This is a genomic window from Tardiphaga sp. 862_B3_N4_1, from assembly GCF_051811085.1.
GTDB lineage: Bacteria > Pseudomonadota > Alphaproteobacteria > Rhizobiales > Xanthobacteraceae > Tardiphaga > Tardiphaga robiniae.
On record NZ_JBPWQB010000001.1, the window covers coordinates 2,621,934 to 2,642,387 of the forward strand.

Annotated in this window: 18 protein-coding genes; 11 read left to right on the plus strand and 7 right to left on the minus strand. The window is 62.2% G+C overall.

What is annotated here, in order from left to right; translation table 11 throughout:
* Nucleotides 1-4: 4 nt before the first annotated feature.
* Complete coding sequence (locus tag AB8B02_RS12385; RefSeq protein WP_439064052.1) at nucleotides 5-1,507, minus strand: leucyl aminopeptidase; 1,503 nt, start codon at nucleotides 1,505-1,507, stop codon at nucleotides 5-7.
* Nucleotides 1,508-2,010: 503 nt separating this feature from the next.
* On the opposite strand from AB8B02_RS12385, the gene lptF reads away from it, so the two are divergent.
* The 6 genes from lptF (at nucleotide 2,011) to rsmA (ending at nucleotide 9,706) form a co-directional block, all read left to right on the plus strand.
* On the plus strand, nucleotides 2,011-3,180 hold the full coding sequence (gene lptF / locus AB8B02_RS12390) for an LPS export ABC transporter permease LptF (protein ID WP_089263952.1): 1,170 nt from the start codon (nucleotides 2,011-2,013) through the stop codon (nucleotides 3,178-3,180).
* A complete protein-coding gene (gene lptG / locus AB8B02_RS12395) occupies nucleotides 3,177-4,274 on the plus strand; it encodes an LPS export ABC transporter permease LptG (protein WP_175366134.1) in 1,098 nt (365 codons plus the stop codon). The genes lptF and lptG overlap by 4 nt, the downstream gene beginning before the upstream one ends.
* A 98-nt stretch (nucleotides 4,275-4,372) precedes the next feature.
* On the plus strand, nucleotides 4,373-6,766 hold the full coding sequence (locus AB8B02_RS12400; RefSeq protein WP_439064638.1) for an LPS-assembly protein LptD: 2,394 nt from the start codon (nucleotides 4,373-4,375) through the stop codon (nucleotides 6,764-6,766).
* A gap of 94 nt (nucleotides 6,767-6,860) precedes the next feature.
* Nucleotides 6,861-7,790: a SurA N-terminal domain-containing protein gene (locus AB8B02_RS12405; protein WP_439064639.1), complete on the plus strand. Its 930-nt coding sequence runs from the start codon at nucleotides 6,861-6,863 to the stop codon at nucleotides 7,788-7,790.
* Nucleotides 7,791-7,832: 42 nt separating this feature from the next.
* Nucleotides 7,833-8,837, plus strand: a complete 1,005-nt coding sequence (gene pdxA / locus AB8B02_RS12410; RefSeq protein ID WP_439064053.1) for a 4-hydroxythreonine-4-phosphate dehydrogenase PdxA — start codon at nucleotides 7,833-7,835, stop codon at nucleotides 8,835-8,837.
* Nucleotides 8,834-9,706, plus strand: coding sequence for a 16S rRNA (adenine(1518)-N(6)/adenine(1519)-N(6))-dimethyltransferase RsmA (gene rsmA / locus AB8B02_RS12415; RefSeq protein WP_439064054.1), 873 nt, complete (start codon nucleotides 8,834-8,836; stop codon nucleotides 9,704-9,706). The genes pdxA and rsmA overlap by 4 nt, the downstream gene beginning before the upstream one ends.
* Here the strand turns inward: rsmA and AB8B02_RS12420 are convergent.
* Nucleotides 9,690-10,859, minus strand: coding sequence for an MFS transporter (locus AB8B02_RS12420; RefSeq protein WP_439064055.1), 1,170 nt, complete (start codon nucleotides 10,857-10,859; stop codon nucleotides 9,690-9,692). The two genes, rsmA and AB8B02_RS12420, sit on opposite strands and share 17 nt — an antisense overlap.
* A gap of 153 nt (nucleotides 10,860-11,012) precedes the next feature.
* On the opposite strand from AB8B02_RS12420, the gene AB8B02_RS12425 reads away from it, so the two are divergent.
* The 5 genes from AB8B02_RS12425 to AB8B02_RS12445 all read left to right on the plus strand — a co-directional run bounded on the left by AB8B02_RS12425 (nucleotide 11,013) and on the right by AB8B02_RS12445 (nucleotide 15,916).
* Nucleotides 11,013-12,269 (plus strand): DUF308 domain-containing protein, encoded by a 1,257-nt coding sequence (locus AB8B02_RS12425; RefSeq protein ID WP_439064056.1) that lies wholly within the window; start codon nucleotides 11,013-11,015, stop codon nucleotides 12,267-12,269.
* A gap of 106 nt (nucleotides 12,270-12,375) precedes the next feature.
* Nucleotides 12,376-13,434 (plus strand): alcohol dehydrogenase, encoded by a 1,059-nt coding sequence (locus tag AB8B02_RS12430; RefSeq protein WP_439064057.1) that lies wholly within the window; start codon nucleotides 12,376-12,378, stop codon nucleotides 13,432-13,434.
* A gap of 71 nt (nucleotides 13,435-13,505) precedes the next feature.
* Nucleotides 13,506-14,885: a caspase family protein gene (locus tag AB8B02_RS12435; RefSeq protein ID WP_120292551.1), complete on the plus strand. Its 1,380-nt coding sequence runs from the start codon at nucleotides 13,506-13,508 to the stop codon at nucleotides 14,883-14,885.
* Between the two features lie 29 nt (nucleotides 14,886-14,914).
* Nucleotides 14,915-15,412, plus strand: coding sequence for a hypothetical protein (locus AB8B02_RS12440; RefSeq protein ID WP_120292355.1), 498 nt, complete (start codon nucleotides 14,915-14,917; stop codon nucleotides 15,410-15,412).
* Nucleotides 15,413-15,439: 27 nt separating this feature from the next.
* Entirely contained in the window at nucleotides 15,440-15,916 is a 477-nt protein-coding gene (locus AB8B02_RS12445) for a hypothetical protein (RefSeq protein WP_439064058.1), read from the plus strand.
* Nucleotides 15,917-15,929: 13 nt separating this feature from the next.
* Here the strand turns inward: AB8B02_RS12445 and AB8B02_RS12450 are convergent, their stop codons facing one another.
* The 5 genes from AB8B02_RS12450 to AB8B02_RS12470 all read right to left on the minus strand — a co-directional run bounded on the left by AB8B02_RS12450 (nucleotide 15,930) and on the right by AB8B02_RS12470 (nucleotide 20,452).
* Nucleotides 15,930-16,754 carry an ABC transporter permease gene (locus AB8B02_RS12450; protein ID WP_439064059.1) on the minus strand — a complete coding sequence of 275 codons (825 nt, stop codon included), beginning with the start codon at nucleotides 16,752-16,754 and terminating at the stop codon, nucleotides 15,930-15,932.
* A gap of 72 nt (nucleotides 16,755-16,826) precedes the next feature.
* Entirely contained in the window at nucleotides 16,827-17,906 is a 1,080-nt protein-coding gene (locus AB8B02_RS12455; RefSeq protein ID WP_309945652.1) for an extracellular solute-binding protein, read from the minus strand.
* Between the two features lie 11 nt (nucleotides 17,907-17,917).
* On the minus strand, nucleotides 17,918-18,958 hold the full coding sequence (locus tag AB8B02_RS12460) for an ABC transporter ATP-binding protein (RefSeq protein ID WP_120292339.1): 1,041 nt from the start codon (nucleotides 18,956-18,958) through the stop codon (nucleotides 17,918-17,920).
* A complete protein-coding gene (locus AB8B02_RS12465) occupies nucleotides 18,955-19,743 on the minus strand; it encodes an ABC transporter permease (RefSeq protein WP_309945647.1) in 789 nt (262 codons plus the stop codon). The genes AB8B02_RS12460 and AB8B02_RS12465 overlap by 4 nt, the downstream gene beginning before the upstream one ends.
* 85 nt (nucleotides 19,744-19,828) lie before the next feature.
* Complete coding sequence (locus AB8B02_RS12470; RefSeq protein WP_309945645.1) at nucleotides 19,829-20,452, minus strand: TIGR00725 family protein; 624 nt, start codon at nucleotides 20,450-20,452, stop codon at nucleotides 19,829-19,831.
* Between the last annotated feature and the right edge of the window lie 2 nt (nucleotides 20,453-20,454).

Here is a 20,454-nt window from a genome sequence, read left to right on the forward strand (position 1 = left end):
CGGACTACTTCTTCGCCTCGTAATAGTCGGCCACAAGCCGATCCAGCAGCCGCACGCCGTAACCCGAGCCCCAGCTCTGATTGATCTCTGTCTTCGGCGCGCCCATGGCGGTGCCGGCGATATCGAGATGCGCCCACGGCGTATCGTCGACGAAACGCTGCAGGAACTGCGCCGCAGTGATCGAGCCGCCATTGCGCGTGCCGGTGTTCTTCATGTCGGCGAATTGCGAGTCGATCTGCTTGTCGTATTCCGGACCGAGCGGCATCCGCCAGACACGTTCGCCGGTGGTCTGTCCCACGGTGGACAGACGCTCTGCGAGTTCATCATTGTTGGAGAACATGCCAGCATATTCGGTACCGAGCGCGACCATGATCGCACCGGTCAGCGTCGCCAGATCGACCATGAATTTCGGCTTGAACTTCTTCGCCACATACCAGAGCACATCGGCCAGTACGAGACGGCCTTCAGCGTCGGTGTTGATGATTTCGATGGTCTGACCGGACATCGACGTCACGATGTCGCCCGGACGCTGCGCGTTGCCATCCGGCATGTTTTCGACGATGCCGATGGCGCCAACCACATTGACCTTGGCCTTGCGGCCCGCGAGTGCATGCATCAGGCCAACGACGCAGGCTGCGCCGCCCATATCGCCCTTCATGTCTTCCATGCTGCCGGCCGGCTTGATGGAGATGCCACCGGTATCAAAGGTGACGCCCTTGCCGACGAAGGCGACGGGCTGCTCGCCCTTCTTGCCACCGTTCCAGCGCATCACCACCATGCGGCCGGGACGCACAGATCCCTGGGACACACCGAGCAGCGCGCCCATGCCAAGCTTGGTCATCGCCTTGACGTCGAGCACTTCGACCGTGACGCCGAGCTTCTTTAACTCACCTGCGCGGCGCGCGAATTCGGCGGGAAACAGCACATTCGGCGGCTCATTCACGAGTTCGCGGGCCAGCACGACGCCGTTGACGATATGATTGCCCGGCACAAAGGCCCTCTTGGCTGCAGCGACGTCACCGACGGCCAACGAAACCGCGACGCTGCCGGGCGTCTCGTCGGCATCCTTCTTCTTGGTTTTGTAACGATCGAATTTGTAGGCGCGCAGCAATACGCCGGAGGCAACCGATGCCGCCTGCTCCGGCGTCATTGCACCCGAAGCCAGCTCCGCGATGACGGTCACCGCCTCATTGCTGCCGCCGACCTTGCCGGCGAGCACGCCGCCAAATTTCAGCAGATCGGTCTCCTTCAGATCGGCCGGCTTGCCGGTGCCGATCACGATGAGACGGGACGCCTTGATGCCGTCTGGGGCCAGGATGTCGAGCGTCGACGCGCTCTTGCCCTTGAACTTGCTGGTTGTAGCCGCGCGCTTCACAGTTGCTGCGGCGTCCCCGAGAGCCTTGGTCGCGGCAGGACCGAATTTCAGCGCTTCGTCGCAGAACACCACAAGAGCACCGCGCGCAGCAGTGGCAAACGGGACGAAGCCGACCTTGACGGCGTCGGACATGGCAAATTCCTCCAGAAGATCAGGGCTGTCGCAGGGGTCGGCGCGGAATCCGGTCAGTGCGGCGGGGTTCAAGTGTTTTGTTGTCGTCGCAGCGTGAACCGTCAAGACAGGTTCTGACCGAAACCGCCAAGGATCGATAGTTTCTTGTGTTTCCCCCGAGGGAAACCAAACCGCCCGTAACCCACGATTCGGGCATTGCCTGTGTCCGAATGTGTCGACTCTGGCCTTAGGCGACGGTCTTGCCAACGAATAGGCCCCACCGACGGATACGCCTCCTCGTCGCCACGCGGGTTGCGAAGCATTTCAGTGGCCCAAGGGACACATCAGGCACATAATTAACCATATCTTGAGCGAGCCATCCCCCGGCCATTTTGTTGACCAATCAAAGGGATGCTAAGTGAGATGATGGGCTAGTGAGGATCGCGGCATGTCCTCGGGGGTCCCCCTTGCGGGATTGGGCATGCGGGCGGCTTTAACGGCCGGAATGGGGATTGATCGGACCGATGGGGTCTATCGACAAGTATATTTTCCGCACGACGCTGGCGTCGTTTGCGGTGGTTCTGGTCAGCCTGACGGGCGTGATCTGGATCACGCAAGCGTTGCGCGGAATCGACCTGATGACGAGCCAGGGTCAGACCATTCTGACCTTCCTCGGCGTCACCAGCCTGGCGATTCCCGTTCTCGTTCTGATCATTGCTCCGATCGCCCTGATGATCGCGGTGTCCCACACCCTGACCAAGCTCGCGACCGACTCCGAAATCATCGTGATGAATGCCGCCGGCCTGTCGCCGCGACGGCTATTTCGTCCCTTCCTGTTCGCGACAATGGTCGTATCGCTGCTCGTGGCTTTCATTGGCTCATATCTGGCACCGGATGGTATGCGCCGGCTGAAGCGCTGGGACGCCGAGATCACGGCCGATGTTCTGGCGAATATCCTGCAGCCAGGCCGCTTCGCACAGCTCGACCAGAACCTGACTATCCGCGTCCGGGAGCGTCAGCCCGGCGGATTACTGGTTGGCATCTTCGTGGATGATCGCCGCGACCCGAAGGAGCGCGTCACCATTATCGCGGACCATGGCACGGTGCTGAAGAACAAGGATGGCTCGTTCCTGATCCTGGAAGACGGCAATCTGCAGCGTTTCGAGACAGGCAAGACCGACCCCGCCATGGTAGCGTTCGGCCGCTACGCTTTCGATATGTCGAAGTTCTCCAATCGCAGCCAGGACGTCACCTACGGAATTCGTGAACGATATCTCTGGGAATTGATGGTGCCGCCAGTGGATGACCCGCTTTACAAGCAGGTGCCGCGGCAGTTCAGCGCCGAGATGCACGACCGCTTGATGGCGCCGATCTATCCGCTTGCCTTTGCCGCCTTGACCTTTGCATTCCTGGGCTCGCCACGGACGACGCGGCAGAGCCGCAACTTCTCGATGGGTAGCGCAATTGCCGCGGTGTTCGGCCTACGCATGGCGGGCTTTGCCTGCTCCGTCGTGGCAGCGAAATCGGACTTCGCCGCACCGCTTCAATATGCCTTGCTGGCGACAGCGATCGGCGTCAGCTTCTGGATCATCTCTGCCGGTATTGTGGTGGAACCGCCGGCCAAGCTGGTGGAAGCAATCAACAGATCCAACGAGCGGTTGTTGCGCCTCTTCCGACGGCCAGCCACCGCATGAGCATGATCACCAACACCATCGGCAGATACTTCGCCGGTCGCTTCCTGGTGGCAGCCCTTGGCGTGTTCACCAGTATCTTCATGCTGCTGGTGCTGGTCGACTACATCGAGATGGTCAGGCGCACCTCCGGGCTGGCCTCGGCCTCCGCTCTGATGGTGGCGCAGACGTCGCTGTACCGGGTACCCCAGTTGCTCGAGAAGATGATGCCGTTTTGCATCCTGATCGGTGCTATGACCTGTTATCTCGCGCTGTCGCGGCGGCTCGAATTGGTGGTCGCCCGCGCCGCCGGCGTCTCGGCCTGGCAGTTTATTTCCCCTGCACTGGCCAGCGCTCTCATCCTGGGCGTGCTGGCGACTGTGGGCTACAATCCCCTGTCGGCCAACCTGCGCGAGGAATCGAAGCGGATGGAGGCCCAGATGTTCGGCGATGCGCCGGGCGGCGGCGTCCAAGACGCCTCCGGCTTCTGGATCAACCAGGTCAACCGCGAGGGCCAATCCATCATCAATGCCGCCCGCAGCGAGCAGCAGGGCGTCCGCCTGACCGGCCTGACCGTGTTCCGGTTCGACACCGAATCCCAGTTCAAGGAACGGATCGAAGCTCGCGAGGCATCGCTGGAGCCCGGCCGCTGGTTGTTCAAAGGGGTGCGACGCTACACCCTCGATTCGCCCGTGGTTGAGCAGGACAGCATGTACCTGGCCACGACCCTGACCCCGCTGCAGGTCAGAAACAGTTTTTCGACCCCCGAAACAGTGTCATTTTGGCAACTTCCTTCGTATATCAAATCCTCAGAGAGTTCGGGTTTCGCGACGGCGGGGTATCGCTTGCAGTATCATAAGCTTATCGCACAGCCGTTTTTGCTGGTTGCGATGGTGATGCTGGCTGCTTCCGTGAGCCTGAGGTTCTTTCGGATGGGCGGTGTCCAGAAGATGGTTTTGAGTGGCGTGGGCGCAGGCTTTCTGCTCTACGTCCTGTCGAAAGTTACGGAAGATTTGAGCAAGGCTGAGTTGATGCATCCGATTGCTGCGGCGTGGCTGCCTGTGTGTGTGGGCGGCCTCACCGGCTTTTTGGCCTTGTTGTACCAGGAGGACGGATAGTGGCTGTGTTTGCCGCCCTCCGTGAGCAGGCATTTGATTGGAAGCTGCGCATGACCGTGCGCGCTGACCGTTTCTGCACGTCTGGCGTACTGGCCCCGATGCTCGCAACCGTTTTGGGTCTGGCGGCTGCATTTGGCGTCGCGGCGACGACCCCGGCGGCTGCCCAGAGTTTCACTTACAATCGCCCCGCCACCCGGCCGAAGCCGCCGCCTGCCGCCCAGACCGGGCAGATGCTGGTCCAGGCGACCGAGGTCAATTACGACTATAACAACTCGCGCGTCGCCGCAGTCGGCAGCGTGCAGATGTATTACAACGGTACGTCCGTCGAAGCCGACAAGGTCATCTACGACCAGAAGACCAAGCGCCTGCACGCCGAAGGCAATGTCCGCATGACGGACGCCGACGGCAAGATCACCTATGCCAACCTGCTCGATCTCAGCGACGACTACCGCGACGGTTTCGTGGATTCGCTGCGCGTCGATACGGCCGATGCGACGCGCATGGCCGCGACACGCGCCGAGCGCACCGCCGGCAACTACACCGTGTTCCAGAACGGTGTCTACACGGCCTGCGCCGCCTGTAAGGAAGATCCGAAAAAGCCGCCGCTGTGGCAGGTCAAGGGTGCCCGCGTCATCCACGACCAGACCGAAAAGATGATGTATTTCGAGGACGCCCGGATCGAGTTCTTCGGCGTGCCCCTCGCCTATATCCCGTATTTTTCGACGCCCGATCCGACGGTGAAGCGCAAGACCGGCTTCCTGATGCCGGGCTTCACGCAGAACACCAATACAGGCTTCGGCGTTGAAACCCCGTTCTATTGGGCAATCGCGCCTGATTACGATGCAACCATCTCGCCACGCTACACCAGCAAGCAAGGCCTGTTGATGCAAGGAGAGTTCCGGCAGCGCCTGATGGATGGCGCCTACCAGATCCGTGCCTATGGCATCAATCAGCAGGATCGCAGCGCCTTCGCCAACACGGTCGGCGACAAAGACTGGCGCGGCGGAGTCGAGTCCAAAGGCCAGTTCGCGCTGAACGACAAATGGGTCTGGGGCTGGGACGCGGTCGCACTCAGCGATTACAACTTCCTGCAGGACTATCGCTTGTCCATGTACAAGGATCCGTACGCCTCGTTCCTGAACCTGCAGACGGAAGCCGTTTCGCAACTCTATCTGACGGGCGTCGGCAAGCGTAGCTTCTTCGATGCACGCACGATCTACTATCTGAGCTTCTCCGGTAATCAGAGCCAGGTCCCGGTCATTCACCCGGTGATCGATTACAATAATGTGCTCAACCAGAACATTCTGGGCGGCGAGTTCAGTTACAAGTTCAACATGACCAGTCTGAGCCGTGATCAGGCCTCATTCACGCCGATCACATCCCTCGCCAATACCAACGGATTGTGCAATCTGACTTCCGCAGATCCGCTCGCGAGAACGCCAACCAATTGCCTGATGAACGGCATTCCTGGCACCTATACCCGCGTGACCGGTGAAGCTCAGTGGCGCCGTTCCTATACGGACTCGTTCGGCCAGATATTCACGCCGTTCGCGATCCTGCGCGTCGATGCGATCGATGCCTCGATCTCGAACCAGCCCGGCGTCTCCAACTTCCTGCCGACCGGCGACACGACCGCGCTGCGGGTAATGCCGACCGTGGGCCTCGAGTATCGCTATCCGTTCATCAACGTTCAGCCGTGGGGCACCACGACACTCGAACCCATCGCTCAAGTGATCATTCGTCCGAACGAAACCTACGCCGGTAAGTTGCCGAACGAAGACGCGCAGAGCATGAGCTTCGATGCGAGCAATCTGTTCAGCGTCAACAAGTTCTCCGGTTATGACCGTGTCGAAGGCGGCGGTCGCGCCAATGTTGGCGTGCAGGCCACCACGCAGTTCGACCGTGGCGGCTCCGTCAAAGTCCTGTTCGGTCAGTCCTACCAACTGTTCGGCCTGAACTCGTTCGCAGTTGCAGATAGCACCAACACCGGTGTCGACTCCGGACTGGCTACCTCACGGTCAGACTATGTCGCCAGCCTCGCTTATTCGCCGAACCGGACCTACACGGTCAGCACGCGTGCGCGGATCGACGAGGCGACCGGTAACGTGTCGCGCTTTGAGGCGGAGGGTCGCGCAAGCTTCGACCGCTGGTCGGTCAGCCTGATGTATGGCAACTACGCACCGCAGGCGGAGTTGGGCTACCTCACCCGCCGCGAAGGCCTCCTTGGCACCGGCTCGATCAAACTGGCATCGAACTGGGTAGTCACCGGTGGCGCGCGCTGGGATCTCGAGGCCAACAAGATCAACCAGTACACGGTCGGCGCAGGCTATGTGGACGATTGTTTCGTGCTCGGCGTCAATTATGTCACGTCCTACAACTACGTGACTAACCTGAGCACGCCGCCCGTTCTGAGCCATTCATTCATGTTCCAGATTGGCCTGCGGACAATTGGCAATACCACGTCTGCGAGCGGAACCGGCGGCACTTACTAGTATCGGTCGTTTGTGCCGTGAAATCTCCGTTTTCCGTCGCGATGTATGCGAATTCTGCTTTCAAGAGAGCTTTGACACCGCGGTTTAGACAATGATGGGTACGATGATTTCCGGACGCGTTCTGCAAGCCGCTTTGGCGACGGCAGTTACCCTTTTCATTTGCGCGGGATCGCCGGCTCGGGCCCAATCCGTCGCCGTTATGGTCAATGGCGAGCCCATCACCAATTTCGATATCGAGCAGCGCACCAAGTTGAATGCACTGTCAGGTGCGAAGACAAACAGCCGCCAGGACGTGATCGACGAATTGATCAACGAGAAGGTGAAGATCAAGGAAGGCAAGAAATACAGCGTCGATCCTGGTGCCTCGGAAGTCGATGGTGCATTTCAGAACATGAGCTCGCGCATGCGCCTCACGCCGGATCAGCTCGTGCAATCGCTGGCATCCAAAGGCATTCGCCCGGACACGTTGAAGAGCCGCTTGAAAGCCGACATGGTTTGGAATGCCATCGTCCGTGGCCGCTTCAAGCAGAGCCTGCAGGTCGGTGAAAAGGAAGTTGACGCAGCGGTTCAGGGAGCCGGCGGCGACGCGATGACCGAAGCATTCGAATATCAGATGCGACCTGTCGTGCTGGTCGTCCCCCGCGGAGCGGCGTCCGGCATGATGGAAGCGCGGCATAAGGAAGCCGAAGGGCTGCGCGAGCGTATCCAGAGCTGCGAAGACGCCAACCGTACCTTCAAGTCGATGCAGAATGCGACCATCCGCGATACGGTCGTGAAAACCTCTGCCGATCTGCCGCCGTCGCTGCGAGAACTGCTCGACAAGACCCCGATCGGACGTCTCACGCCTCCGGAAGTGACCCGCCAGGGCGTGGAAATGGTCGCTCTATGCGCGCGCAAGCCGACCAAGGTCGATACACCGAAGAAGCGGGAAGTCCGCGACAAGATGTTTGCCGACAAATTCGAAGCGAAATCGAAATCCTACCTGCAGGAAGTGCGCAAAGCGGCGATGATCGAATATCGGTAATTTCCGATCCGGCTTAGGCCGCGACTGGCTTAGGGCGGCACCATGACCAAACCTCTTGCGCTGACATTGGGCGAACCGGCCGGCATCGGCCCGGACATTGCCATCGCTGCCTGGCTGCGTCGGCACGAACTCGACCTGCCCTCGTTCTATCTGCTTGGTGACCGTGACTTCATGGCGGAACGTGCCAAAACGCTCGGCCTCGACGTCAGGCTGGCCGACGCAACGCCCGCCGGTGCTGCTGAGACGTTTGCTGACGCGTTACCAGTGGTGTCGATCGGGCAGACGGTCACCGCGCCTCCCCGTCGTCCTGACGCTTCCAGCGCGCCCGCAGCCGTCGCCTCGATCCGTCAGGCTGTCGCGGATGTGGAAGCCGGCCGTGCCAGCGCCGTCGTAACCAATCCGATCGCCAAGAGCGTGCTCTATCGCGCAGGTTTCACTCACCCCGGTCACACCGAATTTCTCGCCGAGCTGGCCGCCCGCGACGGAAAGGTCCCGCTGCCGGTGATGCTGTTGTGGTCGCCGGAACTGGCCGTGGTGCCGGTCACGATCCATGTCTCGCTGCGCGATGCCATTGCCCAACTGAGCGGCCCGCTGATCACTGCCACCGCGCGCATCGTGGTCAACGACATGAAGACCCGTTTCGGCATCAAGCGGCCACGACTGGCAATTGCTGGCCTCAATCCGCATGCCGGCGAAGACGGTTCGATGGGAGATGAGGAGCAGGCGTTCATCATGCACGCGGTCACCGTATTGCAGAATGAAGGCATCGACGCACGCGGGCCTTTGCCCTCCGACACCATGTTCCATCCGGCAGCCCGCGCGACCTATGACTGCGCGATCTGCATGTATCACGACCAAGCCCTGATCCCGATCAAGACCATCGCTTTCGATGAGGGCGTCAACGTCACGCTCGGCCTTCCCTTCATCCGGACCTCGCCGGATCACGGCACGGCCTTCGATATCGCCGGCACCGGGCGCGCCAATCCGTCGAGCCTGATTGCAGCGCTGAAACTCGCGGCCCGCATGGCTGCGACGCAATCCGCATGAGCGGGATCGACGATCTGCCGCCGCTGCGTGACGTCATCAAACGTTTCGATCTGCAGGCGCGCAAATCGCTCGGCCAGAATTTTCTGCTCGACCTCAATCTCACCGCACGCATCGCCCGCGCCGCCGGCCCGCTGGAAGATTGCACGGTCATCGAGGTTGGTCCCGGCCCCGGCGGCCTCACCCGTGCATTGCTGGCCGCCGGCGCCAGGCGCGTTATCGCCGTTGAGCGTGACGAGCGCGCGCTCGGCCCACTCAAGGAAATCGCCGCGCACTATCCTGGTCGGCTCGAGATCGTCATCGGCGACGCCCAGACCTTCGATCCGCGCCCGATGCTATCAGGCGAGCGTGCCAAGATCGTCGCCAACCTGCCCTATAATATCGGCACCCAGCTCCTGATCGACTGGCTGTGCACCGAGCCTTGGCCACCCTGGTACGACATGATGGTGCTGATGTTCCAGCGCGAGGTCGCCGAACGCATCGTCGCCGTCGAAGATGACGAAGCCTATGGCCGGCTCGGTGTGCTCTCCAATTGGCGCGCCGAAACCAAGATCCTGTTCGACATCTCGCCGGCCGCCTTCACGCCGCCACCGAAGGTGACGTCATCGGTCGTGCGCCTCGTTCCCCGTACGGAGCCCGAGGCCTGCGAACGACGCCTGCTGGAGCAGGTGGCGGCCGCCGCCTTCAACCAACGCCGCAAGATGCTGCGACAGAGCCTGAAGTCCCTCGGCGCCGATCCGGAGCGGCTCGCCGCAGCTGCCGATGTCGACGTTACCCGGCGCGCCGAGACGGTTCCGGTGTCGGGCTTTGTCGCGATGGCGCGCGAATTGTCAGAGATCAGAAAGACAAAGAGCATCACGCCAACGCCCTGACGTCCCGTGCAGGACTGCAGATCGCCGCGCACATGAAACATGTGCAGGCGAGTGCCACGAACAGCGGCAGCCCATGCGTCAGTCCCTGCATCGCAACGCCGGCGAAGACCGGGCCGATCAGCGCACCCGCGCCCCACATCAGTCCCATCGCCGCATAGATACCAACCAGCTGGCTGCCGCTGAAGCGACTGCCGACAATGGTCAGCATGATCGTATAGATGCCGACAAACACACCTCCCCATACAAACAGCAACGGATAGGTGGTCCATGGTGACAGCAGCGCCCATGGCCACACGAGCGCACCGATCACGGCCAGTCCCGCCAGGACGATGATCATGCGACGGCGGTCGAGCTTGTCGCCGAGCCAGCCGATCGGCAGTTGCAGTATGATGGCGCCGACCATCATGCACGACATCAACTGCGTCGCTTCTGTCTCGAGCCAGCCGAGCTTCACGGCATAAAGCGCGAGGAACGACAGCCCGGCGCTTTCCACCGTTGCATGCAGCACCGTTGCCGCCATCGCGAGCGGCGCCAGCATGATGAAGCGCAGCGGATTGGCATCCGCGGGTCCATCGAACACCGGCTGCGCAATCCCGGGCATCGCCAGACACATCAAGGCAAGGATGGAGAAGCCCGCACCGATCCAATAAGCGGTCCCGCCCTGCGTCCCCACAAGGGACGGCGTAAACGGACCGAGCGCGAAGCCGACCGAGAGTGCTGCAGTATAGGCAGCCATGGCGCGGGCCCGCGTCGCATCGGTGCTCAGGCTGTTCAGCCAGGTTTCCGACATCACGAACAGGGTTTCGGACGCAGCGCCAAGCACGATGCGGATCGGAAACCAGAGCCAGATCGACGGCACGGCCGGAAACAGCACGAGCAGGACAACAGCGACGGCCAGCGCACCGATCACCATACGCCGCATGCCGATACGGGCGGCAAACCTTGGCAGCACAAATGCCATCGCCAGCACACCGACCGCATGCATCGCAGCATTCGCCCCGATGAACGCGTCGGACGAGCCGCGTTCTGCGAGATCCAGCGCAATCAGTGCGGCACTGAGGCTGTAAGTCAGGCCGAAGATCATCGCTGCCATGATCACTGCGGCGCGCGACCAGAGCGTGGAACCGGGTATGGAACCGGCTGAAGACTGCATGCGTGACCCCACGATGAACGCAGAGCTCCTCGCATAAAAACATTAATCATCCGCTGGCTATATCTGGCCCTGGAAAACCGGGATCATGGGTAACCGATGATACGACTGCTGCTCCTCCTGCTGGGCGCGGAAGTGGTGCAACGGCGCTGGCGGTTGCTGCTCGCGATCGGCGTGCTGTGGGCTGCCTTGGGCCTCGCTATCGTGATCGACGCGTTCGATGGCAGCACAATCGTGCGCCCTCCCTATTTCGGCTATCTGCTCCTGCTGGAAGGCATTGCCAGCCTGCTGGCTGCCCTGCTTGCCGTCACGCGCCGGCCCTATCAGTTCGCCAAGGCCGTTATCCTGATCGTACCGGCCGTTATCATCATCGCGCAGCCGCGTCATTCCAACCTGTTGATCGCGATGCTGCTGGGCGGCGTGCTGCTGCTCGACGGCAGCGCGCGCATCGTCAGCGCCTGGCTGGTGCGCTTCGAGAACTGGCGGATGGCAATCGGTGCCGGCACTGTCGAGGTGATGCTCGCCGCCACGACACTGGAGCCGTGGCCGACCTGGTACGAGGGCACGATCGGCTTTAACATCGGCGCGCTCCTGATCGTATCGGGGTTGAGCACGACATTGCTGGCTAATCGCTTGCGGCGATTGCCACCGGATGCCCCCATCTCGATGCTGGTGGGCGGCGCGTTTCCGACCGCATTGTGGGTGCCCGCCACGCCGGATGATGCCGGCAAGGACGATCTCGTCGTGCATGTCTGGACACCCGCAGGTCCGGGCCGCAACGCGCGGCGCCGTCCGCTGGTGGATCGCTACATTGCCGCCGTTGATGCCAATGGGATTGTTTCTACCGGGCATGCAGCACTCGAGCTGGCGCCCAATGTCTATGTCAGCCACTACCCCGCCGTCGAAATAGATCGCGCGCCGGATGAGTTCGGCCGCGTGCTGCGCGCGGGCGTCGAGAACGACCTGCCCGGCCGTTTCCAGCCGAGCTATGCCGAGGAAGCACAAGGATGGTGCGAGGCCACTGAACATGTCCGTTTCACGCGCATCGATCGCGTTCGCGTCCGCCACTTCTGGCGCACCTACCGCGTTGATACGACCTACAACCTCACCAGCCGCAACTGCTCGACCGCCGTGGCACACGCGCTCGATGCAGCACTCGAAGGCGTACTCGGACGCACCGAGCGACCGTGGCGCGCATTTTTCCGGGCCGCGGTCACGCCCGAATTATGGGTCGCGGGCGTCTTGCGGCAGCGCGCCGAAGCGATGGCCTGGACACCCGGATTGGTCCTCGACTATGCGCGGCTGCTCCAGGTGTTGGTCGAACCCACGCCGGAACAGACCTCCCCGGACTGGTCGCGCCTCAGACGGCACAGTATCCGCCGAGCAGCACGGGCCCGCACGCGCACAGCATGACCTTCCGCACGTGTGGCGCAGGTGCGAACCCGGTGCTCTTGGGCACCCTTGAACTCGCCCCCATCCTGTGATTGCTAGGATGCAACGAAGTCTAGGGAAAACAAAAATGGCTCTTATGAAACGCCAGTCTCTGGTGAAATTCGACGCTCCGCTCTGCGAAACCATCGTCGACACGCCGAAGCCGCAGGGCAAGGAAGTGCTGGTCCGCATCGAGTGCTGCGGACTCTGTCATTCCGATTTACACATCCAGGACGGCTACGCGGATCTCGGCGGCGGCAAGAAGCTCGACACCACGCGCGGTATGACGCTTCCCTTCACCCTCGGCCACGAGATCGCCGGCATCGTCGATGAGGTCGGTCCCGATGGCGATCAATCGCTGATCGGCAAAAAGAAGGCTGTCTTCCCGTGGATCGGCTGCGGCAAATGCCGCGACTGCCTGGCAGGCGATGAGAACCTCTGCGCCAAGAACCGCTTCCTCGGCGTGTCGCTCGACGGCGGTTTCGCAACGCATGTCCTCGTGCCGGACGAGAAGTATCTGCTCGATTACGATCCGCTACCGATCAACATGGCGGCGACTCTGATGTGCTCGGGCATCACCGCTTACGGCGCGCTCAAGCGTCTCGTTGATCGCCCGCGGCAACGCAACCTGCTGCTGGTGGGTCTCGGCGGCGTCGGCATGGCCGGTCTCGCGCTGGCACAGGCGATGTTCAAGCAGCCGATTTCGGTCGCCGACCTCAACCCCGCCGCACGCGAAGCCGCGCTCAAGAACGGCGCCGCCTTCGCCTATGACCCTTCCGAGCCCGATGTCGCCAGGCGCATGGTGAAGGAAAATGACGGCGGCTTCGATGGCGTGGTCGACTTTGCCGGCAACGACAAATCCATGAACTTCGCGGTGGCCACTGTTGCGCGCGGTGGCAAGATTGTGGTGTCCGGCCTGATGGGCGGCGAGTTCAGCCTGCCCATGGTGCAATGGATCTACAAGCGCATGACCATCGAGGGCTTCATGGTCGGCACGCTTGAGGAAGCCAAGGAGCTGATGGCTCTGGCCCGCGCCGGCAAACTCAAGCCGACGCCGATGAAGGCGGAACCGATGGGCGATGCCCAGAAGTGGATCGATGAACTGCGCGCCGGCAAGGTCGTCGGCCGGATCATGCTGACCAACTGAGCTGAGGCCTTGGCCCGGATTGCGCTTCATGCGATCCGGGCTAGGATATGTCCCATTGCAGGATGGGATTCATGGACCATTTCGTCCAACCGGTCAGGTCGCTTGCGCGAATTGCCGCGCTGATAGCCCTGACTTTGCTGCTCTCGGTCAGCGCTGCATTGGCCGAGAAGCGCATTGCGCTTGTGGTCGGCAACTCCGGCTACCAGAACATCACCCGCCTCGATAACCCGAAGAACGACGCGAAGCTGATGGCGGAGACGCTGAGCGGTCTCGGCTTCACGTTGATCGGCGGCACTGCGCAATTGGACCTGGACAAAAGCGCACTTGATCTCGCCGTGCAGAATTTCGGGCGGCAGGTTCAGGGCGCTGACGTCGCCCTGTTCTATTACGCGGGCCACGGCGTGCAGGTCAGCGGCTCCAATTACCTCGTGCCGGTGAACGCCAATCCGACCCGCGAGGCGGATGTCGATTTCCAGATGGTCGATATCAATCTGGTGCTGCGCCAGATGCAGGGCTCCGGCACGCGGCTCAACATGGTTATCCTGGACGCATGCCGGAACAATCCGTTCGGGTCGCGTGGCCTGCGCGCCTCGGAAGGCGGCCTTGCCCAGATGCGCGCACCGGAAGGCACCCTGATCTCCTATGCGACCCAGCCCGGCAGCGTGGCGCAGGACGGCAGCGATGGTAACAGCCCCTATACCAAGGCATTGGCGAGTACCGTGCGTCAGGCTGGGCTTGATATTTTCCAGACCTTCAATCAGGTCGGCCTTGCCGTGAAGCGCGCCACCGGCGGCTCGCAACAGCCTTGGGTGTCGTCATCGCCGATCGATGGCACATTCTACTTCGTGGCACCAACCGCCACCGTGCCGCTCGTCGTGCCGCAGAAGGCCGTGCAGGAAGCACGCCTGCCCGATGCGCCACGGATCGACTTCGACAAATTGCCGATCACCGATCCAATCAAGCTTACGGAAATCAGCGATCGGCTTTATGAGCTGAATTTCGATCCCGAACCGCTGAACAGCAAGAATGGAATCGCGGTTGCGATCCGCGATTTCCAGGTCAAGGGCGGCATGCCACCAACGGGAGAAGCGACCGAGGGCCTGCTGCAGCGTTTGCGCAGCGCGAGCGACCAGAAACAATGGGGCTCGATCGTCTATGACATCAAGAACAAGAAATGGGGCATGTCGTGGGATCAACCGTCCCGCAAGTCAGCCGTGACCAAGGCACGCGCCCAATGCGGCACGGCTCCCTGCCCGCTCGAACTGTCGTTTTACGGAGCGAATTGCGGCGCCTTCGCAGCTCTCGGCGGCAACTGGTCGCTTGTCGCGCGGCCCACGCTTGCACAGGCGCGCGATGCGGCCATCGATCAATGCACCAAAACAGGAAAATCATGTCCGATTGTCGGCGCCATCTGCGCCAACGCCACGATGGGGCCTGACGCGAAATTGTAAGTTCGATCTTTTTTTGAAAGTTATTGAACATGATTTTTCGATCTGGACTTCTGATTGGTTTGGCCATTCTGATATTTTCGGGAGACACAGCTCTGGCACAGGGCGCAACCGGTGGCAGCCTTGGCAATGACAGCAAGACGCTGTCGGGCTCCTCCCCCGAATCCCGATCAGCGGCGCCTGCCCAACGCGAAAGCTCCGAACGCCGCGCGCCGCGCCGTCAGACCGCGCCGCGCAACCGTGGCGAGGGCGCGGGAGGCGGCGGAAATTTCGACGGCGCCTGGTCGATATCGAGCGTAGGCACCTCCGGCTGTTCCGACACATTCACGGAAAGCTTCGTCGTGGCCAACGGAAGGATGATCGGCAAAGACGGCAGCGCCCCGGTCAGCGCCAACGGGACAGTGCGCGGAAGCGGAAACTACAGCGGCATCCGCGTCACCAGCCAGGGTCGCCTCTCCGGCCGTACCGGTTCGGGAGTTTTCCAGCGATCCGATGGATGCTCGGGCCGCTGGGTCGCAAGCAAGCAGTAACCGCCCATGACAATCCCGCAGATCATCATGAAATCCGTCATCCTCCCCTGTCTGCTCATCATCGCACTCGGCGGCAGCGACGCATGGAGTCAGGGCGCAACCGGCGGCAGCCTCGGCAATGACAACAAGACGCTGTCCGGCTCGTCTTCCGAGCCGCCTGCCGCCAAGCCAGCCCGCCGCGAGCGATCCGAGCAGCGTGCAGCTCCAGCCCGCCGCGGCGCTGGTGAGGGCGGCAGCGCCGCCAGATTCGACGGCATGTGGCAGATCACTTTCACCGGTCAGTCGGCGGTGTGCGCGGGCAAAACCGCCAGCAGCACATTGACGATCTCCGGTGGGAGCGTCGGCGGAGGCGGCAGCATCAGTCCGAGCGGCGTATTGCAAGGGGTCGGCAGCAGCGGCAGTGTGAGCGCGGTCATGACCGGCCGCCTGTCCGGCCGCGGTGGCGGCGGCTCGATGCAAATGTCGAATGGCTGCACCGGCCGCTGGACCGCCAGCAAGCAATGATCGGCGGTAGCGCCTACGACTTGCGCTGCGGACGCATCGCTTCGCCGATGGACACCACGACGGCGCAGATCGCGACCAGAACGATCGATGCTGCGGATGCGGCCGGCAGATCGGTCCCCGTCTCCGAGATCTTGCTGTAGAGCACCAGCGGCAGGATATTCACCTGCGTGCCGGCGAGCGCCAGCGCCGTACCATAGGCGCCGACGGCAACTGCGGCCGTCAGGCAATAGGCTGCAATCAGGCTCGGTAGTATTTGCGGCAGCATCACCTCGACGAGCGTGCGGAAGCTCCCTGCACCGAGCGAGCGCGAGGCGAGCATCTGATTACGATCGAAATTGCTGATCGCCGGCAGCACGATCAACACGACGCGCGGCACGAGATAATAGGAATAGGCCAGCCCGAGCCCCACCGGTGAAAAGATGAAGCCACCGATGACGGCGGGATCGAAGCCCAGTTTGGCGAGCAGCAGTGTCACGAAGCCGGCGCGGCCGAGCAGAAGAATGAAACCGTAAGCGACGATCAGCCCGGAAAATGTCAGCGGTAGCGAGATCGCGATCAAGGCTGCCGTACGGAGGCCTGGCGCGAAACGCGCCAGCGCAAGTGCAACGCAGAAGCCGACAACGAGCGAGAACAGCGGTGCGACGGTGCCCAGCACCATCGTGCCGCGCAGGCCGTTCCAGAACACGGGATCGCCCGCGAGACGACCGAACGCACTGCCGCCATCCGCAAAGGCGCCGACGAGCACCGCACAGACGGGGATCAGGAAGAACAGTCCCAGCACCACGCTGCCGGGAACGGCAAAGGCAGCGAGCATGGATGTCGGAACGCGCGCGCTCATCGTGATCTTTATTCCGTAATGACGAAAACGCGATCCCCGCGCTATCGCGGAGATCGCTTTGGTGAGTTCGGCTTACTGGCCGAGAACGGCCTTGGCCCAGCCGGCGTCGATCTCCGCCTTCTTTGCGGTGGCCTTGGCGATATCCATGGCCTGCACCTGCGGCGCGGCCGGCATCTTGTCGGCAACGCTCGGCGGCAGGGCGACACCGGGCACGGCCGGACGCACATAACCTTCGGCGAAGATCTTCTGACCTTCATCGCTCATGATGAAGTTGAGCCAGAGCTTGCCGGCGTTCGGGTTCGGGCCGTTCTTCACCAGCGAGATCGCGTATGGCGCGGCGGCTGAAGCTTCCTTCGGAATGACGACAGACACGCCATCGCCGAGACCGTCGGTGAACTTGGCCTTCAAACCATCGTTCTCGTAGCCGATCCAGATCGGGATCTCGCCCTTCAGGAACTGCGCGTAAGGCGTGGTGCCGACCGTGCGCAGTACGTTGCCGGCCTTGGTCAGCTTGCCCAGATAGTCGATACCCGGCGCGACATTGTCCATGCTGCCGCCATTGCCGAAAGCCGCGGCGAAAGCCACCACCTGGCCCTGCCCCGTCGAGCGCGGGTCCTGATACACAATGGCGTTCTTGTATTCCGGCTTCAGAAGATCAGCCCAGCTCTCCGGCACGGTCTTGACCAGCTTGGTGTTGACTAGGAAGGCTACGCTCAGCGTGTGAATGGTGAACCAGCGGCCATCGGTCTCGCGCAGCGGCTCGGCAAGCTTGTCGAAATTTACCGGCTTGAAGCCATCGACGACGCCGGCCTTGGCAGCGTCGAGCGCCGAGGCCGCGAAGTAATAAGCCGTGTCGGCCTGCGGGCGATTGCGCGCCTTGTCGAGGGCAACGACGGTCGCCGCCGAGCCAAGGTCATTGTAGACCATCTCGACGCCGGGATAGCGTTTCTGGAAAGCCTTGAACTGGTTGGCCCAGTTGGCCCAGGTCGGTCCGGTATCGAACGACACGACGAGGCCCTCCTTGCGCGCGGCTTCGTACAGCGTCTTCTCGCCGGCGTAGAGTTCGGCACCTTCGAAGGCCCATGCGGTTGGGCTGATGGCAATGGCGAGGGAAGCTGCGGCAACGCCGCTCAGAAACTTGCGTCGGTTCATGTCGATCTCCTTTATGAGGTCGGGGGAAGAAGGCGGATGGCATCGTGCGGGATCGTCACGCCGGTGATCGGCCCGCGCAGATGAGTTTCGAGACGGATGGCCCCGCCGGCGACGGCCATATCGATCCGCCTGACGGGACCAAGATAGCGGTCGGCCGACATGCTGCCCGCGAAGCAGCAGGGATTGCTCGCGTCGACCGGACCCGTGATGGGCTCGACCCGCTCGGGGCGTACGAAGACGGTGACCTTTGTGCCGAGGCTCTTGCCATGCGTATCGCAGGCCAGCGCGCCAATCGGCGTCGTCACCATGCCATCGCCGGAGACGCTGCCGGACCACAGATTGGATTGACCGACAAAGGCCGCGACACTTGCATCGGCCGGCGTCTCGTACAGTTCGCGCGGCGTGCCGATCTGCACGATGCGACCATCGCGCATCATCACGACCTTGTCGGCAATTGACAGCGCCTCTTCCTGATCATGCGTCACCAGTAGCGTCGCAATGCCGGCCTGACGCTGCACGCGCAGAATTTCGTCGCGCATTTCCAGTCGCAACCCCGCATCGAGCGCCGACAGCGGCTCGTCGAGCAGCAGTCCCTGCGGCTCGAACACCAGCGCACGGGCCAGCGCAACGCGCTGCTGCTGGCCGCCCGACAATTCCGCTGGATAGTCCTCTGCCCGCTTACCCATGCCGACACGTCCCAGCATCTCGATGGCACGCGCGCGCCGAGCCTGTTTAGCGATACCGCGCACCTTCAGCGGATAGGCGATGTTTTCCCAAAGCCGCATATGCGGGAACAACGCATAGTTCTGAAACACGACACCCAGACGACGCGCCTCGGGCAGTGACGCGCCGACGTCCTTGCCATCGATCAGGATGCGCCCGGTGTCAGGCTTGAGGAAGCCCGCCAGCAATTTCAAAATCGTCGACTTGCCCGACCCCGACGCGCCGATGATTGCCAGCAATTCGCCGCGGCCGATCTCTAGGGCAATGTCGAACACACCAGTGCTCGTGCCGGGATAGCTGTAGCTCACTTGATCGTATCGCAGCGTCACGCGTCTGCCCCCACTTTACGCCGGCCGGTGACCCGCGCCGTCAGCCCGCTGGTCAGCGATGCGATCATCGCAAGCCCAAGCAATACGACGGTGGCCGCGCAGGCAAAGCCCGTCGCGCCATAGAACGCCTGCAACAGCACCACAGGATAGGTGCGCGACAGAAAGCCAGAGACCAGGTTGGATAATTGAAATTCACCGATCGACAGCGCTGCCACTGTCAGCATGCAGGACAGCAGACTCGTATGCAGCTGCGGCAGCGTCACGTCCCACATACGGGCCGGAAAAGATGCGCCGAGCGTTGCAGCCGCATGCTCATATTCGGCGAGCCCGAGCTGATCCATATCGGCGACAAGAGCCGTCACCGTATAGGGCAGCGTCAATACGAGGTGCCCCGCCGCCAGCAGCCAAAAACTGCCGAGCCACGGCAATGCGTCCGACGAGAAGACGAGGATGAAGCCGAAAGCCAGAACGAGTTCGGGCACGGCAATCGGCATCAGCGTGACGATCCGCGCTGCAAGCCGCACACCACCCCGCGCGCCGGCATGAATGGCGTAAGCGAGCGGAAGTCCAATCAGGATATTGAGGATGCAGGTGGTCGCGACGATCTTCAGGCTGGTGGTGAAAGCGCGGCGAAAGCTGGGATCGCCGGCGACTTCCTGATACCAGCGCCAGGTGAAACCCGACGGCAGCAGCGTGCCGCTCCAGACTTCTCCAAAAGAGCCGACGAACAATAACAGGACTGGCGCCGCGAGAAAAATCAGATAGGCGATCGCGACGAACGGCACGAGCCATGTCCCCTGTCAAATGTGATGCTGAAGTCTGCGCCTCAGTATAACGGCGGCATATCAGTTTTATGACAGAGCGGCAAAGTTATGCATTTGCGAGAAGGCGTGCTGCGATGCGAGCAATGACGCCGTCGACATCAGCGACGCGCTCTACCGTATTCACCTCCGGCGCATCGGCCATCGCCAGCACCAGACGATTGAACTGTAGTCCCAGCGCCATCTCCGAGAGTGTCCCGACACCTCCGCCAATCGCGACCAGCACGAGACATGCGCGCGCGATAATGGCATTCCGTGCGGGGCCGATGCCCGTTGCGATGGGGATCGCGACATAGGGATTGGCTGCGTGCCACTCCTCATCGGGCAACAGGCCGACGGGCATGCCGCCCTCCTGTGCATGGCCCTTGCACGCCGCTTCCATCACGCCGTTCTTGCCGCCGCACAACAGTTGCAGGCCATGGCGCGCCAATGCCGCGCCCATCTGTTCGGCGAGATCGTATTGCGCTTGTGTCGCGTCTCGCGGCCCAATGATCCCGATGGGCACACGGCGCAGCTTGCGCGTTGCTGCGAGCCGCAGCAGTGCTTCGGAAGCCGTCACAGCTTCTCCACCCTGCTCCACGGCATCATCACGCCACGTGAGCGCCAGCGGATCGAATAGCCGTGCGCCATCGCTGAGCTGCTGCGTGCGCTCATTCCAGAACAATGCCTGCATGA

What these genes read in the sequence shown, in the direction of transcription:
- AB8B02_RS12385 (WP_439064052.1), bottom strand. Translation starts at nt 1,507, where the DNA reads ATGTCCGACGCCGTCAAGGTCGGCTTCGTCCCGTTTGCCACTGCTGCG.
- AB8B02_RS12470 (WP_309945645.1), bottom strand. Translation starts at nt 20,452, where the DNA reads ATGCAGGCATTGTTCTGGAATGAGCGCACGCAGCAGCTCAGCGATGGC.
- AB8B02_RS12400 (WP_439064638.1), top strand. Translation starts at nt 4,373, where the DNA reads ATGCTCGCAACCGTTTTGGGTCTGGCGGCTGCATTTGGCGTCGCGGCG.
- AB8B02_RS12435 (WP_120292551.1), top strand. Translation starts at nt 13,506, where the DNA reads ATGGACCATTTCGTCCAACCGGTCAGGTCGCTTGCGCGAATTGCCGCG.
- AB8B02_RS12450 (WP_439064059.1), bottom strand. Translation starts at nt 16,754, where the DNA reads ATGAGCGCGCGCGTTCCGACATCCATGCTCGCTGCCTTTGCCGTTCCC.
- AB8B02_RS12430 (WP_439064057.1), top strand. Translation starts at nt 12,376, where the DNA reads ATGGCTCTTATGAAACGCCAGTCTCTGGTGAAATTCGACGCTCCGCTC.
- lptG (WP_175366134.1), top strand. Translation starts at nt 3,177, where the DNA reads ATGAGCATGATCACCAACACCATCGGCAGATACTTCGCCGGTCGCTTC.
- AB8B02_RS12455 (WP_309945652.1), bottom strand. Translation starts at nt 17,906, where the DNA reads ATGAACCGACGCAAGTTTCTGAGCGGCGTTGCCGCAGCTTCCCTCGCC.
- lptF (WP_089263952.1), top strand. Translation starts at nt 2,011, where the DNA reads ATGGGGTCTATCGACAAGTATATTTTCCGCACGACGCTGGCGTCGTTT.
- AB8B02_RS12420 (WP_439064055.1), bottom strand. Translation starts at nt 10,859, where the DNA reads ATGCAGTCTTCAGCCGGTTCCATACCCGGTTCCACGCTCTGGTCGCGC.
- AB8B02_RS12445 (WP_439064058.1), top strand. Translation starts at nt 15,440, where the DNA reads ATGAAATCCGTCATCCTCCCCTGTCTGCTCATCATCGCACTCGGCGGC.
- pdxA (WP_439064053.1), top strand. Translation starts at nt 7,833, where the DNA reads ATGACCAAACCTCTTGCGCTGACATTGGGCGAACCGGCCGGCATCGGC.
- rsmA (WP_439064054.1), top strand. Translation starts at nt 8,834, where the DNA reads ATGAGCGGGATCGACGATCTGCCGCCGCTGCGTGACGTCATCAAACGT.
- AB8B02_RS12440 (WP_120292355.1), top strand. Translation starts at nt 14,915, where the DNA reads ATGATTTTTCGATCTGGACTTCTGATTGGTTTGGCCATTCTGATATTT.
- AB8B02_RS12405 (WP_439064639.1), top strand. Translation starts at nt 6,861, where the DNA reads ATGGGTACGATGATTTCCGGACGCGTTCTGCAAGCCGCTTTGGCGACG.